General features: G+C 70.9%; 17 protein-coding genes. 13 read left to right on the forward strand and 4 right to left on the reverse strand.

All coding sequences use genetic code 11. The annotated features are described in order from the left end of the window. The 8 genes from F6X68_RS01490 (at position 1) to F6X68_RS01525 (ending at position 12,529) form a co-directional block, all read left to right on the forward strand. Entirely contained in the window at positions 1–1,260 is a 1,260-nt protein-coding gene (locus F6X68_RS01490; RefSeq protein ID WP_192581229.1) for an MFS transporter, read from the forward strand. A gap of 182 nt (positions 1,261–1,442) precedes the next feature. Further along, entirely contained in the window at positions 1,443–6,362 is a 4,920-nt protein-coding gene (locus F6X68_RS01495; protein WP_151452526.1) for a non-ribosomal peptide synthetase, read from the forward strand. A gap of 3 nt (positions 6,363–6,365) precedes the next feature. Continuing rightward, entirely contained in the window at positions 6,366–7,358 is a 993-nt protein-coding gene (locus tag F6X68_RS01500; RefSeq protein WP_151452527.1) for a threonine/serine dehydratase, read from the forward strand. 12 nt (positions 7,359–7,370) lie between these two features. Further along, entirely contained in the window at positions 7,371–8,399 is a 1,029-nt protein-coding gene (sbnA, locus tag F6X68_RS01505) for a 2,3-diaminopropionate biosynthesis protein SbnA (protein WP_151452528.1), read from the forward strand. 131 nt (positions 8,400–8,530) lie between these two features. Continuing rightward, positions 8,531–9,559 (forward strand): 2,3-diaminopropionate biosynthesis protein SbnB, encoded by a 1,029-nt coding sequence (gene sbnB / locus F6X68_RS01510; RefSeq protein ID WP_151452529.1) that lies wholly within the window; start codon positions 8,531–8,533, stop codon positions 9,557–9,559. A gap of 7 nt (positions 9,560–9,566) precedes the next feature. After that, positions 9,567–10,580 (forward strand): ornithine carbamoyltransferase, encoded by a 1,014-nt coding sequence (locus F6X68_RS01515; protein ID WP_151452530.1) that lies wholly within the window; start codon positions 9,567–9,569, stop codon positions 10,578–10,580. Between the two features lie 93 nt (positions 10,581–10,673). Next, a complete protein-coding gene (gene ectB / locus F6X68_RS01520) occupies positions 10,674–11,939 on the forward strand; it encodes a diaminobutyrate--2-oxoglutarate transaminase (protein ID WP_151452531.1) in 1,266 nt (421 codons plus the stop codon). Beyond that, positions 11,936–12,529: a hypothetical protein gene (locus F6X68_RS01525; protein WP_151452532.1), complete on the forward strand. Its 594-nt coding sequence runs from the start codon at positions 11,936–11,938 to the stop codon at positions 12,527–12,529. The genes ectB and F6X68_RS01525 overlap by 4 nt, the downstream gene beginning before the upstream one ends. 659 nt (positions 12,530–13,188) lie before the next feature. On the opposite strand, the gene F6X68_RS01530 is transcribed toward F6X68_RS01525, so the two are convergent. Beyond that, positions 13,189–13,704, reverse strand: a complete 516-nt coding sequence (locus F6X68_RS01530) for a hypothetical protein (protein ID WP_151452533.1) — start codon at positions 13,702–13,704, stop codon at positions 13,189–13,191. Continuing rightward, positions 13,697–15,082 (reverse strand): molybdopterin-dependent oxidoreductase, encoded by a 1,386-nt coding sequence (locus tag F6X68_RS01535; protein ID WP_192581230.1) that lies wholly within the window; start codon positions 15,080–15,082, stop codon positions 13,697–13,699. Before F6X68_RS01535 ends, F6X68_RS01530 begins: the two co-directional genes overlap by 8 nt. Positions 15,083–15,382: 300 nt before the next feature. On the opposite strand from F6X68_RS01535, the gene F6X68_RS01540 reads away from it, so the two are divergent. After that, entirely contained in the window at positions 15,383–16,444 is a 1,062-nt protein-coding gene (locus F6X68_RS01540) for an NAD(P)-dependent oxidoreductase (protein WP_151452534.1), read from the forward strand. A gap of 17 nt (positions 16,445–16,461) precedes the next feature. On the opposite strand, the gene F6X68_RS01545 is transcribed toward F6X68_RS01540, so the two are convergent. Continuing rightward, on the reverse strand, positions 16,462–17,877 hold the full coding sequence (locus F6X68_RS01545) for a hypothetical protein (protein ID WP_151452535.1): 1,416 nt from the start codon (positions 17,875–17,877) through the stop codon (positions 16,462–16,464). A 145-nt stretch (positions 17,878–18,022) separates the two neighbouring features. On the opposite strand from F6X68_RS01545, the gene F6X68_RS01550 reads away from it, so the two are divergent. From F6X68_RS01550 to F6X68_RS01560, 3 genes are read left to right on the forward strand one after another with little or no spacing between them, the layout of a single operon-like run. Further along, a complete protein-coding gene (locus F6X68_RS01550; protein WP_151452536.1) occupies positions 18,023–18,697 on the forward strand; it encodes a glycosyltransferase family 2 protein in 675 nt (224 codons plus the stop codon). Continuing rightward, entirely contained in the window at positions 18,694–19,374 is a 681-nt protein-coding gene (locus tag F6X68_RS01555; protein WP_151452537.1) for a DUF2064 domain-containing protein, read from the forward strand. Before F6X68_RS01550 ends, F6X68_RS01555 begins: the two co-directional genes overlap by 4 nt. A 38-nt stretch (positions 19,375–19,412) precedes the next feature. Beyond that, complete coding sequence (locus tag F6X68_RS01560; RefSeq protein WP_151452549.1) at positions 19,413–20,114, forward strand: bifunctional 2-polyprenyl-6-hydroxyphenol methylase/3-demethylubiquinol 3-O-methyltransferase UbiG; 702 nt, start codon at positions 19,413–19,415, stop codon at positions 20,112–20,114. 718 nt (positions 20,115–20,832) lie between these two features. Here the strand turns inward: F6X68_RS01560 and F6X68_RS01570 are convergent. Further along, entirely contained in the window at positions 20,833–21,360 is a 528-nt protein-coding gene (locus F6X68_RS01570) for a hypothetical protein (protein WP_151452538.1), read from the reverse strand. Between the two features lie 185 nt (positions 21,361–21,545). Between F6X68_RS01570 and F6X68_RS01575 the strand changes: the two genes are divergently transcribed. Next, positions 21,546–22,328, forward strand: a complete 783-nt coding sequence (locus F6X68_RS01575) for a hypothetical protein (protein WP_151452539.1) — start codon at positions 21,546–21,548, stop codon at positions 22,326–22,328. The last annotated feature ends 42 nt before the right edge of the window (positions 22,329–22,370 follow it).

Here is a 22,370-nt window from a genome sequence, read left to right on the forward strand (position 1 = left end):
GTGCCGACCGAAGAATCACTGACGGCCGAGCGGAGCGAGGGGCATCGGCCATCACCGCCCCCGCTCCGGCGTAACCGCGACTTCCAGCTCTTCTGGATCGGCTCCGCGATTTCCGCCTTCGGGTCCCGGGCGTCCAGCATCGCCTATCCCTTGCTGGTCCTGGCACTGACCGGTTCCGCGGCCGACGCGGGAATCGTCGGCTTCGCGGCGACCCTGCCGTACCTGTTGTTGCAGTTGCCGTTCGGCGCCCTGGCCGACCGGTCGGACCGTCGAAGGGTGCTGCTGGTCGCGGACGCGTCCCGCGGCCTCGTGCTCGCGGCGGTGGCGGCGGCGGTGGTCCTGGACTGGGTGAGCCTGCCCTGGCTGGTCCTCGCGGCGTTCGTGGAAGGCGCGCTCACGGTCCTCTCTGGCGCTGCCGAGCCCGCAGCGGTCCGCCACCTCGTCCATCCCGACCAGTTCCCGAACGCGCTGGCGCAGCAGGAGGCGCGGGATCGGGCCGCCATGTTGGCGGGACAACCGGTGGGCGGAGCGCTGTTCGCCGTGGGACGGGCGGTTCCCTTCGTCTTCGACGCGTTGTCCTACCTCGCGTCCCTGGTCGCGCTGCTGCTGATCAGAAAGCCGATGCAGGAACCGCGCGAGCGGGTCCCGAGGCGCCCGCCCTTCCGCTCGGAGATCCTGCGGGGCCTCACCTGGTTGTGGAGGCGCCCGTTCTTCCGCAACGCCAGCCTGCTGGTTGCCGGGAGCAATTTCCTCTTCCAGGCGTTGACCCTCGTCCTGATCGTCCGGGCCACCCAACAGGGTGCCTCGCCCTTCATGGTGGGTGTGATCCTGGCCGGCGCCGGTGTCGGGGGGGTGCTGGGGGCGGCGGCCGCGCCGCGCATCCGCCGCGCGCTGTCACTGCCGGCGGTGATCCTGTTGACGCACTGGGTCTGGGCGGTGATGCTGCCCGTCTTCGCTGTCCTGACCGAGCCGGTGCTGGTGGCCCTCTTGTTCGCCGCCGTGGCATTCGTCGGCCCCGTGTGGAACGTCGCGGTCGTTGCGGCAAGGGTGGCCGCAACGCCGGACGAGTTGCAGGGACGGGTCACCACCGCCTCGAAGCTCGCCAGCTACGGCGCCATTCCGCTCGGCTCGCTCGTCGCGGGATGGGTGATTGAGATGACGGGCGCGACGTGGACGGCTGTCGCGATCAGCGTGGCCATGGTCCTTCTTGCCGTGCTGGCAACCGCCAGTCCCGCCATTCGTCGCGGTATCGCCCCATGATCGTGCGCGATCGTATCGGGCACGGTTAGCGGTACTCACCGAAAAGCCAGCCGCCCACCGGGGGCGGCTGGCTTTTCGTGTCGTCCACGGATCATGTCGACGCGAAAGCGGCCGGACAGGGAGACGACAGCCCAATCGAGCATCATCAAATCGTAAGGGAGGCCCGACGAAGGGATGGGACGATGATGGCGGACAGCCTGTCGGCGTCGGTCGAAACGCACGCTGCGCGGGCACCCGAGGCGATCGCCGTCATTGACAGCAGCCGCGAGCTGACGTACTCGCAGCTCGACGCCGAGGCGAACGTCATCGCCGCCGAACTGCGGCGGCTGGGCGTCGGTCCGGAGCAGTTCGTCGGCATCCTGATGAATCGTTCGGCGGAGTACGTCGTGGGGACCCTCGCGATTCTGAAGGCCGGCGCGGCCTACGTGCCACTGTCGCCGGCCGACCCCGCTGCCCGGATCGAGCTGCTTCTCGCAGACGTGGCCGCGCCGGTGGTGCTGGTCGACGACCAGACGGCCGACCTGGTGTCGGGGGCGCCCGGGGTCGTCACCCTCAACGTGCCCGCCGTGCTCAGTCAGCGGCGCTCCGCCTCGTTCGAGCCCCCACCGTTCCACGGCCCGGACCAGGCCTGCTACGTGATCTTCACCTCGGGGTCCACCGGCAAGCCCAAGGGCGTGGTGATCAGCCACCGCAACGTGCTGGGCCTGACCGGCGACCCGCGGTGGACCGAGGAGGCCTGTGCTCGGGTACTCGTCCACTGCCCCTGCAACTTCGACGCCTCCACGGCCGAGCAGTGGGTCGCCCTGACCCGCGGTACCACGCTGGTGGTCGCGCCCCCGGGCATCCTCGAGCCGGCCGATCTCGGCCGGGTCATCGCCGAGCATCAGGTCACCACCGTCCTGTTGACGACCGGCCTGTTCAACGTCGTCGTCGCCGAGCACGCGGAGATCCTGCGGAACACCCGGCTGCTCTGGACCGCCGGTGACCGGGCGTCCACGGCGGCGGTCTTGCGCGCCCGGGAGGTAGCTCCACAGGCCGTGGTCTACAACGGCTACGGGCCCACCGAGGCGACCGTCCTCAGCACGATCCAACAGGTCACCTCGGACCAGTCGCCGGACCGTGCGGTGCCCATCGGCTCGGCGATGGCGGACAAGACCGTGCACATCCTGGGGCCGGACCTGCGGGAGGTGCCCGAGGGAGAGGTCGGCGAACTCCACGTCGGCGGCGGCGGGCTCGCCCGAGGCTACCTGCGCCAGCCCGCGCTGACGGCCGAGCGGTTCATCCCCGATCCCTTCGGCCCGCCGGGGGCGCGCCTCTACCGCACCGGCGACCTCGCCCGACGGTTGCCCGACAGGTCCATCGACTTCGTGGGTCGCAGAGACAACCAGGTCAAGCTCCGCGGCTTTCGCATCGAACTCGGCGAGATCGAGACCGTCGTGGGCGGACATCCGGGCGTGCGCGAGGTGGTCGTCGTGGTCAGGGAGGAGCAGCCCGGGCGTAAACAACTCGTCGCGTACGTGGTCGCCGACCCGGTGGCCGACCTCACCCCTGCCTCGCTGCGGCGGGCCGTGGCGAAGCAGCTACCGAGCTACATGGTGCCACTCGTCATGATGATGGACGCGCTGCCGCTGACCTCGAACCAGAAGGTGGACCGCGCCGCTCTGCCCGCGCCGGACCTTTCCAGCGGCTCGGCGGTGACCTTCGACAGCGCCCTCGAACGGGAGGTCGCCGAGGTGGTCGGCGAACTCCTGGGCGTGCCGTCCGTGGGCCCGGAGGACGGCTTCTACGAGATCGGTGGCGACTCCCTCCTCGCCATGCGCGTGGCCGCGCGACTGCGCCGGCGACTGGGTGTCGACCATGCCGCGGGCGTGCTGCTGCGCGGTGGCACGATCCGCGAGGTGGTCCGCCGGAGCGGTGCCGCCCGGCCCCAGCCTGATCCAGTCCCCGTCGTGGACCGGGAGTTGCCGATGCTCCCGTCGTTCGGGCAGGAACGCCTGTGGTACCTGGACCAGGCGAACCCCGACAGTCGGGAGTACGTGCTGCCGTTGGCGCTACGGCTGCGCGGCGCACTCGACCCCACCGCGCTGGGGGCCGCACTGCGCGCGGTCCTCGCCCGGCACGAGGCGCTGCGTACGGGGATCGTGGAGGTCGACGGCGAACCGCGCCAGGTCATCGCGCCCGCGGGGGCCGTACCGGAAATCGCCTGCACGGACCTGCGCCACCTTGGCGGGGAAGCGCTCGCCGAGGCGCGCGCGCTCGCCCGGCGGCAGGCCGGCACGCCGTTCGACCTCGGCGCGCCGCCGATGATCCGGACCGAACTGGTGCGGTTGGCCGACGACGACCACCTCCTACTGCTGGCCATGCACCACATAGCGGCCGACGCCTGGTCCCTGGCCGTGCTGGCCGGAGAACTCGCCGTCGAGTATCGGGCCGCCGCCGAGGGGGAGCCGTCGATGGTGCCGCCACCACCGGTGCAGTACGCCGACTTCGCCGCGTGGCAGCGGGACCGGCTCTCGGGCGAGCGGCTGGAGACCGGCGTCCGCTTCTGGGCGGATCATCTGGCCGGCGCGCCGCCGTCCGCGCTGCCCACTGACCGCCCGCGGCCGCCCCTGCGCTCTTCCGAGGGGGGCGAGGTCCAGGTGTGCATGCCCGCCGCCTTGGTGGCCGGGCTGCGTCGCCTCGGCCTCGACCACGACGCCACCATGTTCATGGTCGTCATGGCTGTCTTTCATCTCTTCCTGGCCCGCTACAGCGGCCAGTCGGACGTGGTGACGGGGACCGCGGTCGCCAACCGTCCCCGTCCCGAGTTCGAGGCCCTGATCGGGTTCTTCACCAACACGATCGCCCTGCGCTCCCAGGTACATGCCGGGGACACCTTCCCCGACCTGCTCGCCCAGGTACGGGAGACGGCGCTGGGCGCCTTCGCCTACCAGGACGTGCCTTTGGAACGGGTCGTCGAGCGCGTCGCCCCGCCGCGGGACCCGTCCCGGCATCCGATCTTCCAGATCATGCTCGTGGTGCAGAACGCGCCGGCTCCCTCCTGGAAACTCGGCGCGGTCCGGGGCGAGGAACACCCGCTGGCGGAGGAAGCAGCCCGCTTCGACCTCACGCTGTACGCCGATGAGGTAGACGCCGGGATGAGGTTGCGGTTCGTCTACGCCCGCGACCTGTTCGACGTCTCGACCGTGCGTCGCATGGCCGAGAACTTCCTCCGGCTGGCGGAATCGGTCGTCGCCAGTCCCGGCGTGACTGTCGCCGACCTGGACATGTTGACCAGCTCCGAGGCCAGGCAGATCGCCGAGTATGCCGGTACCTCGTCGGCCGGCCCGACGGTGTGTGCGCACCAGATGGTCGAGGCCGTCGCGGCGCGCCTGCCTGACGCGGTAGCTGTGGAATGCGGCGACGCGCGGCTGACCTACGGCGAACTGCAGCGCCGGTCCACGGAACTCTGCCACGTCCTGTGGGAACGCGGCGTACAACCGGAGGACCGCGTGGGTCTCTGGATGCGCCGCGGCGTCGATACGGTCGTGGGCCTCTTGGGCATCCTGAAATCCGGCGCCACGTACGTCCCGTTCGACGAAGACCTGCCCGCCGCGCGGATCTCCGGCATGGCGGCCGACGCGCAGCTCAGCGTACTGGTCGGCGACGAGAGCGCCCCACCTCTGGCGCCGCTGGTGAGACTCGACCACCTGCCCCCGGCACCGCCGCCGTACTCCGCCGGACCGACGCCCGGCAACGTCGCGTACCTGGTCTTCACCTCCGGCAGCACCGGCCGGCCCAAGGGTGTCATGGGCACGCACGGGGGCCTGGCCAACTACCTGCACTACACGCGGGGCGCGTACGACCTGACGCAGCGGGATGTCGTCCTGCAACTGCCCTCGCTGGCGTACGACGCCTCCCTGCGGGACATTCTCGCTCCGCTGGCCGCCGGCGCGCGCGTGGTCCTGCTGCCGTTCGACGTGCCGAAGACGCCCGAGACCGTCCGGGAAGCCATCGACAAGCATGGCGTCACGGCGCTGCTGAGCACCGTGCCCTCGATGCTGCGGGAGTTCGAACTGCTCGGCAATCGGCGGCCGCGGAGCCTGCGGCTGGTGGTGAGCAGCGGCGAGAGCATGCGTCTGGCGGGGGCGTGGCCGCAGGACGGGGCCCTGGCGGTGCTCAACCAGTACGGCCCCACCGAGTGCACGATGACCACCACCGTTCGCCGCTGCGACGGCCCGAGCGACGTGGTGGGAAGGCCAATTCCGAACGCCCACGTCCTCGTCCTGGACGGTCGCCTGCACCCGGTACCACTCAGCGTTCCCGGGGAGCTGTACATCGCCGGAGCCGGCCTGGCCCGGGGATACCTGGGACGCCCGGGCGAGACGGCCGGCCGGTTCATACCGAACCCGTACGGGGCGCCGGGTGACCGGATGTACCGGACAGGAGACCAGGTCCGTCTTCTCGGCGATGGTGAACTGGAGTTCCTCGGGCGGATCGACCGGCAGCTCAAGATACGCGGAAACCGCGTCGAGCCGGGCGAGATCGAGGCGGTCCTGGCCAGCCACCCGAGCGTCGCCCGCGCGGGCGTACGGCTGTGCGGCGACGTCGATGCGGTACTCGTCGCGTACGTCGAGCCCGCGACCGGCGGGGCGCCCCCCACCAGCACCGCCCTGCGGACCCACCTTGCCGTGCACCTGCCCGACCACATGATCCCCGCAGCATTCGCGGTACTCGACCCCCTCCCCACGACCGTCAGCGGGAAGATCGACTATCGGGCGCTGCCGGACGGGGTGCCGGAGCGGCCGGACGCCGAACACCACGTGCCGCCGCGCAACGGCGTGGAGCGGAAGGTCGCCGCGATCTGGTGCGAGCTGCTCGGGCTTGAGCGGGTGGGGGTGCACGACGAGTTCTTCGCTCTCGGCGGTCACTCCCTGCTCGCCACCCGCGTGGTGTCGCGGCTCAAGCGCGCGTTCAAGCTCGAACTGACTGTGCTGGACTTTCTGAACTCACCGACCGTCGCCGGGGTGGCAGAGGTGCTGGCCGACGCGCACGCCGCCCGCATGCGCGCCCTGTTCGGTCCGGCCGGCCAGCGGTCCGGCGCGGGCGTCGAGACGGGCTGAGCGATGCGGGAGGTCCCCAACGCGGACGACGTCCTCGCTGCCGCAGACGTTGTCAACGGCATCGCGAGGGCAACGCCGCTGACGGCACTGGCCGGCACGGGCCTACTGCTCAAGTGCGAATCGCAGCAGGTCACCGGCTCCTTCAAGCTCCGTGGCGCGGTCGCCGCGGTTGCCGCTGCGGCGGCATCCGGCGTCGCGCACGTCGTGGCCGGTTCGTCAGGAAACCACGGTATCGCGCTGGCGCACGCCGCCGCCGCCCGCGGCATCAAGGCGACAGTGTTCATGACCCGGTCGTCGTCGATGTGGAAACGTGAGCGGATCAGGCGCGAGGGCGCCGAGGTCGTCCTGTGCGACCACGGCAACGACCAGCGTGATCAGGCGGCCCGAGAGCACGCCGCGCGAACGGGAGCCATGTTCGTCTCCTCCCACGACGATGCCGCGGTGATCGCCGGCCAGGGCACGGTGGCCATGGAAGTTCTCCAGCAGGCTCCCGAGGTCACGCACATCTTCGTCCCGGTCGGGGGCGGCGGCCTGCTCGCGGGGACCTGCCTGGTCGCCGGCGCCACCGGGGTGCGGGTGATCGGTGTCGAACCCGTCGGAGCCGACCGGTACACGCGTTCCCTACGCGTCGGGCGTCCCGTACGGCTGGACCGGGTGAGCACCGCCTGCGACGGCGTACGGGCGCAGACGCCGGGACGCCTCTCCTTCGCGTGCGTCCGGGACACCGTGCACCGGATGGTCACGGTCACCGACGCGCAGGTGTTCGCGGCCATGACTCAACTTGCCACGGCCGGTTTGCCGTGCGAGGTGACCGGCGCACTCGCCGTCGCTGGCGCGCTGAGCGTGGGTATCGAACCGGGCGCGACGGCGGTGGCCGTCGTGTCGGGCGCGAACAGCCACATGGTCACTCAGCCCGGGCGAGCCGCCATCAGTGCGGGGTCCCCTGCGGAATCATCCGCGACCGGGGTGGGCAACGAGCAAGTCCAGAAGATCTGACCGGGAGCGAAGATGGCGACCATAGTCACCGATCCACTCGACTTCAACATCGATGAGCTGTACGTCGACCTGCGGGAGTTGTTCGGCTGGAATCTGTACCTCAAATGCGAGGGCTTCAACTTCGCGGGATCTGTCAAGCTGAAGGCCGCTATCGAGATGGTCGAGTCGATGGAACGCGAGGGTGGACTTTCTCCCGAGGACACTCTGATCGAGTCGTCGTCGGGAAACATGGGTGTGGCGCTGAGCATGGTGGCCGCGCGAAAAGGTTACCGCTTTGTCTGTGTGACAGATGTCCGCTGCACGCTCGCCGCCCGCCGCCTCATGGCCGCTCTCGGTGCCGTGGTGCACGTGGTCACGGACCGCGACGAGCAGCAGGGGTTCCTCAGCACGCGTCTGGCACTGGTGCGCCGCCTGTGCGAAAGTAACGACAACTTCGTCTGGCTCAACCAGTACGCGAACTCGGCCAACTGGAACGCCCACTACCGCAAGACCGGACCGGATATCGCGCGTGCCTTTCCGGACCTCGACGTGCTGTTCGTCGGTGCCGGCACCACCGGTACGTTGATGGGTTGCGCCCGATACTTCAAGAAATTCCGGCCCGAGGTCACGGTGGTGGCAGTCGACGCGGCGGGGTCGGTCTCCTTCGGTGGGCCGCCGGGCGAACGTCTGCTACCGGGCCTGGGCACGAGCGTCCGGCCCAGCATTCTCGACGAGTCGTACGTCAACGACATCGTCCACGTCAGCGAGCCTGAGGCCATCGCCACCTGCCACCGGTTGGGCCGCAGCGGTTTCCTCTTCGGCGGTTCCACGGGAACCGTGGTGCACGGAGCGGTCGCCTGGCTGCGGCAGCACCGTGGTCCGGCACCGACCGCCGCGGTCGCCATCGCCCCGGACCTGGGCGGCAACTACGCCGACACGGTCTATGACCCCGACTGGCTGCGCAGCTCCTACGGCAGTCGACTGGCTGACCTCCCGCTCGCGCCACCGCCCCCGGATGCCGAGACCTCGCTGCTGGGTGGGCAGGGGCCGCGCTGGGGCTAGACCGACCCGCCCCTAACCGTCCGGCTGGCGGCAGCGAAGCCGGTGCACTACGCAGCAGTCTGACCGGCACGGCCACCACCTCCCGCGCGCGACGCGGGATTCGCGAACCTGGCTCACGAAGGGGGTCCGCAATGGCGGAACCAGGTCCCATTCCCGGCTTCAGCGTCATTTCTGGCGCTCAAGTGGCGGACGTATTGAAAAATCGGGAACGGCAGGTGATGCAGCTCGTCGGGAACGCCTATTCGGCACACTCCGCAGGTCGGACAGTCAATCCACGGTCGTCCTTCCTCACGTTCGCGGACCGTCCCGGCGCGCGAATCATCGCGCTGCCCGCGTCCATCGGCGGCCCGGTAGGCGTGGACGGCATCAAGTGGATCGCCAGTGTCCCCGCGAACATCGAGCACGGCATTCCGCGTGCGTCGGCGGTACTGATCCTCAACGATCAACGGACCGGTTACCCCTTCGCATGTCTGGAGAGCTCGATCATCAGTGCGACGCGCACGGCGGCGTCCGCCGCGCTGGCGGCGACGCTCCTGCGCCGGGCCAAGGCGACTTCCGTCGGGTTCGTCGGCACCGGTCTGATCGCCCGTTACATCCACCAGTACCTGGCCGCGGCAGGGTTCACGTTCACCGAGGTGAACCTGTTCGACCTGTCCACCGCGAACGCCAAGAGCTTCGGGGCGTTCTTGTGTGAAGCCGATCCGTCGCAGTCGGTCGTGGTACACGACAACGCGCGCTCCCTCATCGAGACCTCTGACATCGTGGTGTTCGCGACGGTGGCGCCCGCGCCGCACATCCACGACGTCTCGTGGTTCGCGCACCGGCCCCTGGTGCTGCACATCTCGCTTCGGGATCTGGCCCCGGAGATCGTCCTCGACGCGACGAACGTCGTCGACGACGTCGACCACTGCCTTACCGCTCAGACATCCTTGCACCTGACGGAGACCAGGGTGGGAAACCGCAGCTTCGTCCACGGAACGATCGACGACGTGGCCGCCGGCAGACTGGCCCCGAGCACCGACCGGACCACCATCGTCTCGCCGTTCGGCATGGGCATCCTCGACCTCGCGGTGGCCAAGTTCGTCTATGACGAACTCGCCGCTGCAGGCGAGATCGAACCCGTCCCTGGCTTCTTCCACGACCTTCGACGACACGGATGAGGCGAACATGACCGACATCGCCGCAAACCCGAGGCTGACGAACGTCCCGGCCCCGCAGGGCCGTCGCGCACACGGCCTGTTCTCGCTCGACGACCTGAGCGACGACACGTACCACAGGCTGGTCCGCCGGTCGTACGAGCTGTTTAGCGATCCGTCCGATCACCGGTCACCGTTGAGCGGTGCCATCGTGGGCACTCTCTTCACCAAGACGTCGACGCGCACCAGGACGGCCTTCACGACCGCGGTCCTGCGACTCGGCGGGCATGTCATCAGCTACGGCCCGAACGACCTGCAACTCGCGACCGGGGAGTCAGTTGCCGACACCGGTCGCGTCCTGGGCGGCATGCTCGACGGCCTGGTGGCGCGCACCGCCGGGCCCATGGCGCAGCTCCGCGAGCTGTCCCGCGTAGGAACCCTCGGCGTCGTCAACGCCATGGCTGTGGAGGAACATCCGACCCAGGCCATCTGCGACGTCGCCACGCTCGCGCTCCTCGCTGGCCCCGGCAGGAGGCTCGACGGGCTGCGGCTGCTGTACGTGGGAGAGGGCAACAACACCGCAACCGCCCTGGCCCTTGCCCTGGCCAGGCTACCCGGTAGCAGGACCACGTTCGCCACGCCCGCCGGGTACGGCCTGCCGCCCGGATATCTGGAAGCCGCCCGCCGGCGCGGATGGACGACCGGAGCGCGTGTCGAGGAGGTTCACGACCTGGCCGACGTCACGGGTGACTTCGACGTCGTATACACCACTCGGTGGCAAACCACGGGCACCGCCAAACAGGATCCGCACTGGCGGGAGGCATTCCGCCCGTTCCACGTCGACGCGGCACTGCTGCGACGCTGGCCATCCAGCGTCTTCATGCACGACCTTCCTGCCCATCGGGGCGAGGAGGTGGAGTCGTCGGTGCTCGACGGACCGAGATCGATCGCATGGACACAGGCACGGATGAAGCTCTCCAGCGCGATGGCCGTCATGGAGTGGCTTTTTTCGTCTGGCGACGTCCTTGGCGAAACCGCTGAATGACCGAATGAGAGTCCTGGCCTGACGTGCACCGTCCGTGCTGGCGCCCTGGTCGTGCCGGTACCGACATGTTGGCATCGCGACTGGAGGCGCAGAGTGACGGTTTTCCCGAACGACGTATTGGCATTCGATGAGCACGAGTCGGAGGTGCGGCTGTACTGCCGGAAATTCCCAGCCGTGTTCACCCGGGGCAAGGGAGCGTGGCTGACCAGCGAGGACGGCCGGCAATACCTGGACTTCTTCTGCGGGGCCGGCGCCCTGAACTACGGTCACAACCCGGACTGGGTCCTGGACGCGATGCAGTCCTATCTGCGCGACGACGGAATCTTGCACGGGCTGGACATGTACACGAGCGCCAAGCGCACCTTCATCGAGACCTTCAACCGGACCATCCTGCGGCCCCGAAGCCTGACGTACCGGCTCCAGTTCTGCGGCCCGACGGGCACGGATGCGGTGGAGGCGGCCCTGAAGCTCGCCCGGAAGGCGACCGGCAGGCAGCTCGTTGTGTCGTTCACCGGTGGGTTCCACGGAATGTCCTGCGGATCGCTCGCAGTCACGGGCAACCGCCGGGCCCGGGCTGCCGCGTCTGTTCGCCTCCAGGACGTGATCTTCGTGCCGTACGAAGACGGGCCCGGAGGTCGATTCGACTCGATCGCCTATCTCGAACGCCTGCTCGACGACCCGTCGTCTGGAGCGGATCTGCCTGCTGCGGTCATCGTGGAGTCCACGCAGATCGAGTCTGGCGTGTATCCGGCGACGGCTGACTGGTTGCGTGCCCTTCGTCGCTTCACTCAGGAGCGTGGTGTCCTGCTGGTGTGCGACGAGATCCAGACTGGCTGCGGCCGTACGGGGACGTTCTTCGGATTCGAACACGCCGGCGTCGAGCCGGACATGGTGACGCTGTCGAAATCCATCGGGGGCGCCGGCTTACCCATGTCGTTGAACCTCATCAAGCCGGATCTCGACGTCTGGAAGTCAGGCGAACATACTGGGACCTTTCGTGGCAACCAACTGGCTTTCGTCGCCGGTGCCGCAGCCCTCGCGGTCTGGCAGGACTCGTCCTTCCTGCAGCGCCTGGGGGGCCTGTCAGCGCGAATATCCGCCTTCGCCGAAAGGCTGCGTGGCATCGACCCGTACATCGTCACGCGGGGGAGGGGGATGATCCTCGGCATCGACGTAAATCGTTCCGGTGGGGCCGACCGTGCGGAGAAAATTCAACAGCGGTGTTTCACCGAAGGCTTGATCGTCGAGCTTTGCGGGCGTGGCGACGAGGTCATCAAACTCATGCCCCCGTTGACCATCGAGGAGGAGCACCTCGAACAGGGGTTGTCCATTCTGGAAACCGCGATCCGGCAGGCGTGACGATGATCGCACCTCATCTTGTGGCGGTCGACGACGCTGTCAACTCGGACAGAGAACCGACCGGGCAAATCGGAAAGACCGACGGGCGTTCCACAACCCAGGCGTTGGTCATAAGCCTCGTTTCGGGTACCATCTCCTGCTTCCTGGTCGCCAACGCCGCCGAAAACCCGAGCACGGTGGACTGGAATCGGGTAGCCCGGGAGGCGCTCCGGGGAGCCGGGCGACTCTGGCTCGCGGGGGTTGTCGTGCTGTCGCACAAAGGCGACCGGCACTTCGCGGTGCGGTTTCTCTCGCCGGACGGTGAGGAAGGCCCGCCCACCGAGGACGCCCTGCGCTGTGCCGCGAGCCTGATTGACGAACAGTACGGACACAAGAAATTCACGCTGCATTGGAAGGTGTCGCCCACCGTAGTGCGTATGTCCCACTCGCTGGTCCCACTCCCCGCCGGCCCCGAGTCGCGCGTACGCAGCGCCACAGTCGCCGTCGACATGGCCGTCGAGGCGGACGGTGCCGCCGACAACTCGGCCGAGGCCATCGGATGGGCGTGCCGTCCGGGCGCCGTCCTGCTGTCTGGCCGCCTGATGGTGTAACGACGCGGTGGGGCACCGGCCACGGGGCGTGCTTCGACACCGGTGGGAGCTGGAAAGGGGCCCGTGCGTGTGGGGACCGTCCACGATCGCCAGACGGAGCCGGCAGGGCTGCGTCAGGGGACGTGCGCTTTGAACACGGATGGGGGTAGCCGGCCCTTCCTCATGCCCTCTGCGATTGTGATTACAGGGCATCAACGCGTCTTTCGTGATGTTGATTAATGTCAATAGGCCAGGTGTTCTGTAGGCATTGAGCGGCAGCCTGGGCACTTGACGGATTGTGGTCACGACGCTGGTCACATGCTTGACGCCAAGGGAGGGAGCGATCCCGCGCGGGCCGGTATCGCGGTGCGTCCACTGTCGAGCTGCCCCGAATTCTGCATTTATCGGCACGGCCCAGCATGGCGTGACAGAACTGTTATGTGACTGAGCCCGTCCACGGGTCGTCTTCCACTTCCGCGTCAACCTCGCTGGTGGTGGCGGTGTCTCGCTCAGCTCCAGCGTGGGCGTGGAACATGCCGGCGTCGCCGAGTTGCAGAGGCAACTCTTCGGTGGCACGGGCACTGTGTGTCAGGTGGGTGTAAGCAGATGGCCTCGCCATCTTGCGTACCAGGTGCCGCATGGCGGGCAGCGTGATTCCGTCGAGCCACAGGCCAAGCCGATCAATCGGCGACGGGCAGTGGCCGCTCCCCGCTTCCCGGCGCGGCACGCGACCGCGCCGCCCGCCGGAGCGCGTAGAGGATGCCGCTGGCCAGGAACAGGGTGGCGCTGAGCAGCAGCCAGCGGGCCAGGAAGGGCTGCTGGTCCTGACCGGTCGCGGCGGCATAGGTCTCCCGGCCCTGCCTGAGGATGCCGGGGAGGTAGACGAGGAACAACAGCCCGGCGGCCAGGGCCGGCACGCGGAGGTGGTTCAGCAGCGACGGCCCGGACGCCGGCATCGCCGACCGGCTCCGCAGGGCCCGCCGCAGGCCTCGGTCGGCCAGCGCGTAGACCGGGAACAGGACCAGGTCGTGGGCGATCACCGCGCTTACGAACCAGAGGAGCAGAGGACCGGACCCCGGCTCGCCGGCGACCCGGAGGACCACCCATCCGGTGACGGCGAAGCAACCGGCGAGCAGGAGCAGGTGCCGCGCACCGGCGCCGTACGCGGCCCGGAACCGGGCCCGCACCTCAGCCATCGGTACGCGTCCGGAACTCGATCTCGCCGACCCACTTCGTGCAGTGCACACCGGGCAGGGCGGGCACGATGATCCGGGCCGGGTAGCCGTGGTCGAGGGAGAGGTCGGCGCCGTTGACGCCCAGGGCGAGCAGGGAGTCGGGGTCGAGCACCTGGTTGGCCTGCAGGGTCGCCTGGTTGAAGAGTCCCGCATTCTCCAGGGAGCGGACGTGGGCGGAGTCGGGTGTGCCCGCCCCGACGAGGGCGGCGAGGTCGCTCAGCCGTACGCCGGTCCAGGTCTGCAACGTCGACCACCCCTCGACGCAGGCGATCGGCAGCCGGGCGGTGTGCTGGGCCATGGCGAGCAACGCGGCGCGGTCGAGGGCGACCACCCGCTCGCCGGCGCGTAGCGTCACCCGCCAGCCCGGCCCGGTGTCGGCGGCCCCGACGCCGGCCGCGGCGGCGGTGCGGTTGACCGGGAAACCGTTCGGTCCCTCGCCCGGCTGCCGGCCCCGGGGCAGCAGCAGGGCGGTACGCCGCCACACCCCGTCGAGGCTCTGCCCGACGGTGAGCGCCCCCAGCAGCAGGGACAGGCCGCCGACCAGGGCGAGAGCCCCGCGTCGGCTGACGGTAGCCGGCCCGGGGTGGCTGGCCACCAGGCCGTCCGGGTCCGGCGGCTCGGGTCGGGTGGCGGCGCGCGGGGCGGTCAGCACGGCGCGCGGGGGGCCCGACCGCAGCGCGGAGAGCATCCGGGGCAGCTTGAGCGCCACGTGCGCGACCAGGGCGGCGGTGAACACCCAGGCGCCGAAGTAGTGGGCGGTGTAGAAGTCGAACCCGAACAGGTACGCGTACTGGATGTCCAGCAGCCCCGTGGCGATCTGGAACAGGATGCCGCCGACCAGCAGGAGCAGGGACAGCCGCTCCAACACCTGCGCCACCGAGCGGGCCGGCGGCCAGTCGAACAGCTTCGGGATCACCGACCAGAGTTTCGCCAGCACCACCGGGATCAGGACGATCCCGAGCGTCACGTGCAGCCCCTGGGTGAGGCGGAACAACCAGGGCGGGCGGGTCGGCCAGTCGAACTGCGGCAGCCGCAGCCACCCGACGTCGCGAGGCAACGCCTGGCCGAACTGTGGGCCGTAGGCGAGGTAGTCGAGCAACCCGGTGATGATCACCAGCGGCAGCGTGGCGAGCAGGACCATCCCGAAGACGGCGGTGAGCCAGGGGCCGCGCAGCGGACTGCGCCACCGGCCGGCGATCCTTGCGACGCCGGGCGGGGGATGCGCTGCCAGGAAGCGCCACCACCGCCGAGGGAAGCCGGGCGCCGGACGCGGTGCGGTCCCGGCCCGCGTCGGCCGGCCGGAAGGGTTCCTGTCGGGGGCGGTGCTGTCGGTGCCCACCGATCCTCCTCAACGGCTGTCGACGGGATCTCCTCCCGGCCGCGGTCCCCTCTGGAAGCCGCGGGAACACGTCAGGTCGGCGGAGCCGCCCGCGCCAGGCATGGCGGGCCGCGGCGCCGGTGACACCCGCGCGGGCCCACTGACCGCAGGGTAGAGGCGGTGCGGGACGCAGGGGTGCGGTTGTGGGATTCCGGCAGTTCATGAACCCCGGAGGGACTCCGGGTGGGGTGATGTTTCAAGCTTCTTACGTCCGCCGTGACCTGGCCCGCCACCGCCGTCCGCCGACCTACGCTGACCGGCATGCGGGTACTGGTCACCGGCGCCGCCGGCTTCATCGGGTCGCAGGTCGTCGACCTGCTCGCCGCCGAGGGGCACGAGGTGGTGGCGCTGGACGCGCTGTTGCCCCAGGCACACGGGGGAGAGCTGCCCGAATGGTCCCGGCGGCACCATCCCGTTGTCGGTGACGTCCGCGACCCCGAGCTGCTCGACCGGCTCCTTCGCGGGGTCGACGCGGTCTGCCACCAGGCGGCGATGGTCGGCCACGGGCTGGACCCGTCGGACGCTCCGGCGTACGCCAGTCACAACGACTACGGCACGGCGGTGCTGCTCGCCGCCATGCACCGGGCCGGCGTGACCCACCTGGTGCTGGCCAGCTCGATGGTCGTCTACGGAGAGGGGCGCTACGAGTGCGCCCGGCACGGGGTCGTCCGTCCCGCCGCCCGCCGCCCCGCCGACCTGGCAGCCGGCCGGTACGACCCGACGTGTCCGCGCTGCGCCGCCGTCCTCACCCCGATGCTGGTCCCGGAGGACGCCCCGCTGGAACCACGCAGCACGTACGCCGCCAGCAAACTGGCCCAGGAGCACCTGGCCGGTGCCTGGGCGCGGCAGACCGGTGGTGGTGTGTGGGCGTTGCGCTACCACAACGTCTACGGTCCCCGGATGCCCCGCGACACCCCGTACGCCGGGGTGGCCTCGATCTTCCGGTCCGCGTTGGTCGACGGCCGGCCGCCCAGGGTGCTGGAGGACGGCCGGCAGCGCCGGGACTTCGTGCACGTCACCGACGTGGCGCGGGCCAACCTGCTCGCGCTGGGCACACCCCCGCCGGGGGACCTGGTGCCGGTCAACATCTGTTCCGGTGAGCCGCGTACCGTCGGCGAGCTTGCTGCCACCCTCGCCACGGCGATGGGCGGGCCGGCGCCGCTGGTCGTCGGCGGCGCCCGGTCGGCCGACGTGCGGCACGTGGTCGCCGACCCCGCCCGGGCGGCCGAGTTGCTCGGCTACACCGCGCGGGTCACGTTCGCCCAGGGGGTCGCGGCCTTCGCGACCGATCCGCTGCGTGAGCCGGCGGCGCTGCCGGCCTGAGCGATCGCCAGTGCGCTTCAGGAGACCGTCCAAACGAGGTGGCTGACCGCGAGCGCGGTCGCGGCCTGCCCGGCCAGCCACCAACGGCGCGTGGCCGGGGGCAGGTGGGCGGCGGCGATCAGCAGCCAGCCGACGAACGGCAGCCAGATCCGTTCCACTTCCGCCTTGCTCAGCCCGGACACGTCTGCCGCGAGCACCACCACTGCCGCGGCCACCGGCAGCAGCACCGTGGGCCCGCCGACCCGCCCGGCCACGGCCGGCACGGCGAACCGGCGGCGGGCCGGCCCGCGCGGAACGGTCGGCACGGACCGTGCCGCCGCGACAGCGGCCGCCACCGCGCGGCACAGCGCAGGCCCGAGCACCGGGCCGGCGGAGAGCACCAGCGCCGCCAGGTTCGCCCACACCCAGTAGCCGTACGGGCGGTCGGCCGCCCAGCCCTGGTAGTAACGTTCCACCACCCGCTGATAGCCGTCCCACCACCAGAAGCCGGCGAGCCCGAACGCGGCCACCACCGCCGCGACGCCCGCGAGGCCGGCGCAGAGCGTGGCGATCCGGTCCGCCGGCCGCAGGACCAGCACGGCCAACGCCAGCAGGCCGACCAGGACGAAGCCGTACGACAGGTGCAGCGCGAAGCCCAGCAGCAGCCCGCCGACGGCGGGTGCCACCCGACCGCGTACCGCCAGCAGGGCCAGACCGGCGGCGACCACGCCGGCGAAGATGCCGTCTGCGGAGGCGCCCACCCAGACCGCGCCCGGCAGCAGCACCAGGAACGGCAGGACGGCGCGGGCGGCCCCGCTGGCGCCGAGCGCCCGCAGCGTCACCGGCACCGAGACGGTGACGGTCGCGCCGACCAGTACGCACGCCAGCGCGGCGGCGGTGCCGCCGCCCAGCCCGATCCGGTCCAGTCCGACGAAGACCAGCAGCGCCCCGGGCGGGTGACCCGCGGTGTGGGTGGACCACGAGTCGGGCTGGAAGTCGAGGATCCGGCCGGTGAAGCCAGCCAGCATCGCCGGGATGTCGGTGGTCCCGGGCACCTCGTGCAGGTACTCCGCCTGCGGAGTGAGCCGTTCGGTGAGCCCGGCCGACCAGCCGTCCACCAGCGCCAGCGACAGCGTCCACGCCGTCGACGCCAGCCAGGCCGCGCCGAGCAGCGGGACCCAGCGGGCGGTCCGGGCCCAGCGCACACCGAGACCGATCACGCCGGCCGCCACCAGCACGGCCGCGGGCGTGCCCCAGCCGGCGCGCGGTTGCCAGGTGGCGTACAGCGGGGCGGCGTCCGCGTGCAGACCCACACCGCGGGCATTGAGGACCGCGCCGACCGTCGTGGCGACGGCGACCAGGGCCACCTCGACGCCCAGCACGGCCAGGTCGAGGTGCCGCCGGCGGGTTGACGTCCGACCGGGGGTGTCCGGCGGCGCGGTGGTCGTTCCCATGTCGACCGGACGGTACGGCCTGAGGCCGCCAGATGTCAGCCGAACAGCCGAAGGTAACTGTCCGTTAACGACCGACTGGGTGCCAAAAAACGAGTATGGCCCGATCCGCCTACCTGGGCCCGGGCGGCGTCCTAGCGTCGACGGTATGCCGACGCTGATCGACGTGGTGCTGCCGTGCCTGGACGAGGCCGGGGCCCTGCCGGGTGTGCTCACCGCGCTGCCGCCCGGATACCGGGCGATCGTGGTGGACAACGGCTCCCGGGACGGCTCGCCCGAGGTGGCCGCCCGGTACGGAGCCCGGGTGGTGCACGAGCCGCGCCGCGGCTACGGTGCCGCCGTGCACACCGGGCTGGAGGCGGCCGAGGCGGACCTGGTGTGTGTGCTGGATGCCGACGGCTCCTTCGACCCCACCGAACTGCCCGCCCTGGTCGCCCTGGTGGCCGACGGCGCCGCCGACCTGACCGTGGGGCGGCGGCGGCCGGTCGCCGCCGGGGTGTGGCCGTGGCACGCCCGCGCCGGTACCGCCCTGATCGCGGCGTTGCTGCGGCAGCGGGGCGTGCCGCTGCGCGACCTCAGCCCGATCCGGGTGGCCCGCCGCGACGCGCTGCTCGCGCTCGGCGTCACCGACCGGGCCTTCGGCTACCCGCTCGAACTGTTGATCCGGGCCGCCGCCGCCGGCTGGCGGATCCACGAGCTGGACGTCAGCTACGCCCCGCGGGCCGCCGGCACCCGCTCCAAGGTGTCCGGCTCGGTCCGCGGGACCCTGCGCGCCACCCGCGACTTCGCCGGGGTGCTGCGCGGCGTGGGACGGTCGCGATGACTGTGCTGCTGGTGATGGCCAAGGCACCGGTGCCGGGCGCGGTGAAGACCCGGCTCGGCCCACCGGCCACCCCGGGGCAGGCGGCGCGGCTCGCCGCCGCTGCCCTGCTGGACACCATCGACGCCGCGCGCGCGACGCCCGGCGTGACGGCCGTGCTGGCGTTGTCGGGACGCATCGAGGATGCCGAGGCCGGCGACGAGCTTTCGGCCGCCCTGGTCGGCTGGTCCGTCCTGCCGCAGCGGGGCGGCGGGCTCGGCGAGCGGCTCGCCAACGCGTACGCGGACGTCGCGGAGTCCTTTCCAGGGCATGAGGTGGTGCAGGTCGGCATGGACACCCCGCAGCTGACCCCGGCGCGGCTGCGCGCCGCGATCCGCCGGCTCGCGTCGACCGACGCGGTTCTCGGCCGCGCCGTCGACGGCGGTTGGTGGGCGCTCGGGCTTCACGACCCCCGGCACGCCGTTGCCCTCCGCGACGTGCCGATGTCCACCCCGGAGACCGCGCGACACACCTGGGCGGCGCTCATCGGGCGAGGGCTGCGGGTCGCGCCCCTGCCCGTCCTGCGCGACGTCGACGTCTGGACGGACGCCCTGGCGGTGGCCGCCGAGGCCACGGGAAGCCGGTTCTCCCGCCAGGTCGCGGCACTCCGCCGCACCCTTGTTCCCGGCGGCCACCCGTGACGGTGCGCGCTGCCGGGCAGGCGGCCGGGCCGTGCGACCTGGAAGCAGGTACCGGTTCGGCCGACGGGCCGGGCGACCGCCGGGACGAGGGCGCCGCAACCGGCGGCGACGTCTTCGCCGCCGCCCTCGCGGCGCGGCCCGGCGGGCACTGGCTCGAGCACAGCGACGGCCGGTGCGATCCGCTGCCCGTGCACCGTTGGCAGGGCCCGGCCGAGCCGGCGCTGGCGGACGTCGTCGCCCGGTGCGCCGGTCCGGCGCTGGACGTCGGCTGCGGACCCGGCCGGCTCACCCTCGCGCTCAGCCGGGCCGGGCACGCCGCGGTCGGCGTCGACGTCTCCGCGCGCGCGGTACGGCTCACCCGGGCACGTGGGGCGGTCGCCGTCCGCCGGGACGTCTTCACGCCCCTGCCCGCCGAGGGACGGTGGGCTCACGTCCTGCTGATGGACGGCAACATCGGCATCGGCGGCGATCCGGTCGCGCTGCTCGCCCGGTGCCGGGAGTTGGTCCATGCCCGAGGGACCGTCGTCGTCGAACTCGAACCTCCCGGCCCCGGCCTCTGGTGCGGGTACGCCCGGGTGGGGTCCCGCTCACCCGACGGCGAACTGCGGCGCAGCGGGACGTTCCGGTGGGCGCGACTGGACACCGTCGCCGTGCACGTCGCCGCCGGAGCGTCCGGGCTGATGGTTCGGGACATGTTCACGGCGGGCCGGCGCTGGTTCGCCGAACTCGCCGCCGGGTGACGGCGCGGGAGCCGACGGAGACCGCGGCTCCACCGCTGCCGAGAATGCCCCACACGTTGTAGCCGACAGGCATCGCTGGTCACGATTCCGGCACCGACGCCGCCGGACTCGACCCCAGCTGCGGGGATGCCGTGGCCCTGCCGAACAGGTTCACCGGCACTCGGTACCCCTACGTCTTCTCCTGGTCCCGGCAGCAGCCAATGCGACTCATGCTCACCTGGTGGGGCTGACCGGCACTGCGCGCCGGAAACGGTCCCGAGCCAGCCGGGCGCGTCCGGTACGTCATCGCCTCGCTCGCCGATGACCGCCGCAACGATGCGGTTCAGGTACCGGACGACACGCCGGCTCAGGGGTCCCCTGAGCCGGCATGGGGGCTGACCCACGGCCGAAATCCGCGTCGTAGGCCGATGGCGCGGCCCACTCGTCGTACTGCGACACCAGTGGCTGATCCCGCAACTGGCGAGGACCATCGGGATGAGCGACGAGGACCTCGCCGGCTGGATCGGCACCCTCGACGCGGCCCGGGCGGTGCGGATCCAGCAGGCGTACCGCTCGCGTTCTTCGACCTGCGCCTACCCCACCGGGGACACCTGCTCAACGGCCCGAACCCGGCCTTCCCGGACGCGCAACTCATCCTTGACGCGCTCAAACAGCTCGAGTGACGTTCCCGCAGCACGCTCGTGCCCAGGGTGCGCATTCTGGAACCGTGCCCGTTTCCCTACCGATCATCCGGAAGAGTTGCCGTGACGACCGTGCGGCCGGCGGCGTCGCGCGCGGTCACCGAGGGCGGCCGGGGGGAGCCCCAGACCACGACCAGGTGACCGTGATATCGGATGGGCAGGCGGCGGCCACCGACGACGAGCTGTGCGATCCCACCGCCGACAAGCACCGCCGCGGCGCGCACCCAGCGCTCAGTCCAGGGCAGTAGACGGTCGGAGTCGCGCCAGACGGCGGTGCCGCCGTTCACCAACACCTGGTGCGACGCGAGGTCGTCCCGGGCCCGTTCGAACGACTCTGCGGTGCGGCCCTCGTAGCCGCGCGATGACCCGCCGCCGCCCAGCCTCCGCCAGCCACCGTTGCCGTTCTGGACCAGTAGGTGGATCTCGTCCCAGAAACAGCCGGTGCCGCGGCGCAGGAAGCGCGTGGCGGCGACGTCCCCGTCCACGTCGACCGCGACCGGCGCGAACCGACGGCGACGGCTCAGCCGCACCGGTTGATCCGGCAGCCCGTCGGCGATCAGCCGCATGCTCTCGGCCAAGGCGTCGTACGCCACCCGATGACCGTACCCACGCAGGTTGCCTTCCCGCAGCATCACCTCCGGCGAGCTCCTGAGATGCGCCTCCCGCCCGAGGGCGGGAGGCACACACCATCGAACGAACAAGTAGCCTGCATGAGGGTGCTTTATCTCCGGTTCCGGGAGGATCCGCGGCAATGCCGGATCTTGATAGGGTCGGCGCCCCTTCGGTGGAGGTCGGCGTAACCGGCGTTGCTGTTGGGGGATCCCGTCGTACCCATGCATCGGCGGTCGCAACTGCCGCCGTCGCGCTCGGCCTGCTCGCGTTCGTGGCGGACTCCGTCGCGGGCGTTGCAGGTCAGATCCTGAAAGCGTTGACCAGCAGCGGCTTCGCCTGGGGCTTGGCGGCGTTCCTGGCCGGCCGTTCGGCTGCCACGGCGAAACGAGCGGTTGGCGGTGCAACTGCGCTGCTGGTGCTGGCCACGCTGCTCTATTACCTGCTTGTATTGGTGGTGAGCCGCCGATGGAGTGGGGGGACCCTGGAGGACGGCACGTCGGCCGACCTGCTGGGGCTGCGCTCGGTTGCCATCATGACGGCGCTATGGCTGGCCGGCTCCCTCATCGCGGGACCGATTCTCGGCAAGCTCGGCCATATCGTGCGGGTCGGCAAAGCCTCGACCTCGGCACTGGCCGCGGGGGCGGTATGCGGTCTTCTCTCCGGCGAAGGCTGGCAGGCCGTGATGTTGGCACCGCCCTGGCAACTGTTGACCGTGTCCGATCCGTACCAAGCAGAGTTCTTCCGAGGCGTGGTGATCGGGGAACTCATCAAGATCGTGCTTCCGATCGTCGTCCTGGCCGGGCTGGCCACGGCGCACCGCCTCTGGCGCACCTGGCATGTTCTGCTTACCGCAGCCGTTCCCAGCGGTGCCCTGAGCGCGGCGCTGTGGTACGTGCTCTACGCCGCAGCACACAGCATCTGAGCGCGCCGGTCAGACCGCACGCGCGGGTGGTGGGGCACGCCA

This window comes from Micromonospora sp. AMSO12t, assembly GCF_008806585.1.
Taxonomy (GTDB): domain Bacteria; phylum Actinomycetota; class Actinomycetes; order Mycobacteriales; family Micromonosporaceae; genus Micromonospora; species Micromonospora reichwaldensis.

Bases quoted from the DNA above. Each gene is read 5' to 3' on its own strand.
- sbnB (WP_151452529.1), top strand. From the start codon at position 8,531: ATGGCGGAACCAGGTCCCATTCCCGGCTTCAGCGTCATTTCTGGCGCT.
- F6X68_RS01495 (WP_151452526.1), top strand. From the start codon at position 1,443: ATGATGGCGGACAGCCTGTCGGCGTCGGTCGAAACGCACGCTGCGCGG.
- F6X68_RS01545 (WP_151452535.1), bottom strand. From the start codon at position 17,877: ATGGGAACGACCACCGCGCCGCCGGACACCCCCGGTCGGACGTCAACC.
- F6X68_RS01515 (WP_151452530.1), top strand. From the start codon at position 9,567: ATGACCGACATCGCCGCAAACCCGAGGCTGACGAACGTCCCGGCCCCG.
- F6X68_RS01550 (WP_151452536.1), top strand. From the start codon at position 18,023: ATGCCGACGCTGATCGACGTGGTGCTGCCGTGCCTGGACGAGGCCGGG.
- F6X68_RS01555 (WP_151452537.1), top strand. From the start codon at position 18,694: ATGACTGTGCTGCTGGTGATGGCCAAGGCACCGGTGCCGGGCGCGGTG.
- F6X68_RS01540 (WP_151452534.1), top strand. From the start codon at position 15,383: ATGCGGGTACTGGTCACCGGCGCCGCCGGCTTCATCGGGTCGCAGGTC.
- F6X68_RS01530 (WP_151452533.1), bottom strand. From the start codon at position 13,704: ATGGCTGAGGTGCGGGCCCGGTTCCGGGCCGCGTACGGCGCCGGTGCG.
- F6X68_RS01570 (WP_151452538.1), bottom strand. From the start codon at position 21,360: ATGCGGCTGATCGCCGACGGGCTGCCGGATCAACCGGTGCGGCTGAGC.
- F6X68_RS01575 (WP_151452539.1), top strand. From the start codon at position 21,546: ATGCCGGATCTTGATAGGGTCGGCGCCCCTTCGGTGGAGGTCGGCGTA.
- sbnA (WP_151452528.1), top strand. From the start codon at position 7,371: ATGGCGACCATAGTCACCGATCCACTCGACTTCAACATCGATGAGCTG.
- F6X68_RS01500 (WP_151452527.1), top strand. From the start codon at position 6,366: ATGCGGGAGGTCCCCAACGCGGACGACGTCCTCGCTGCCGCAGACGTT.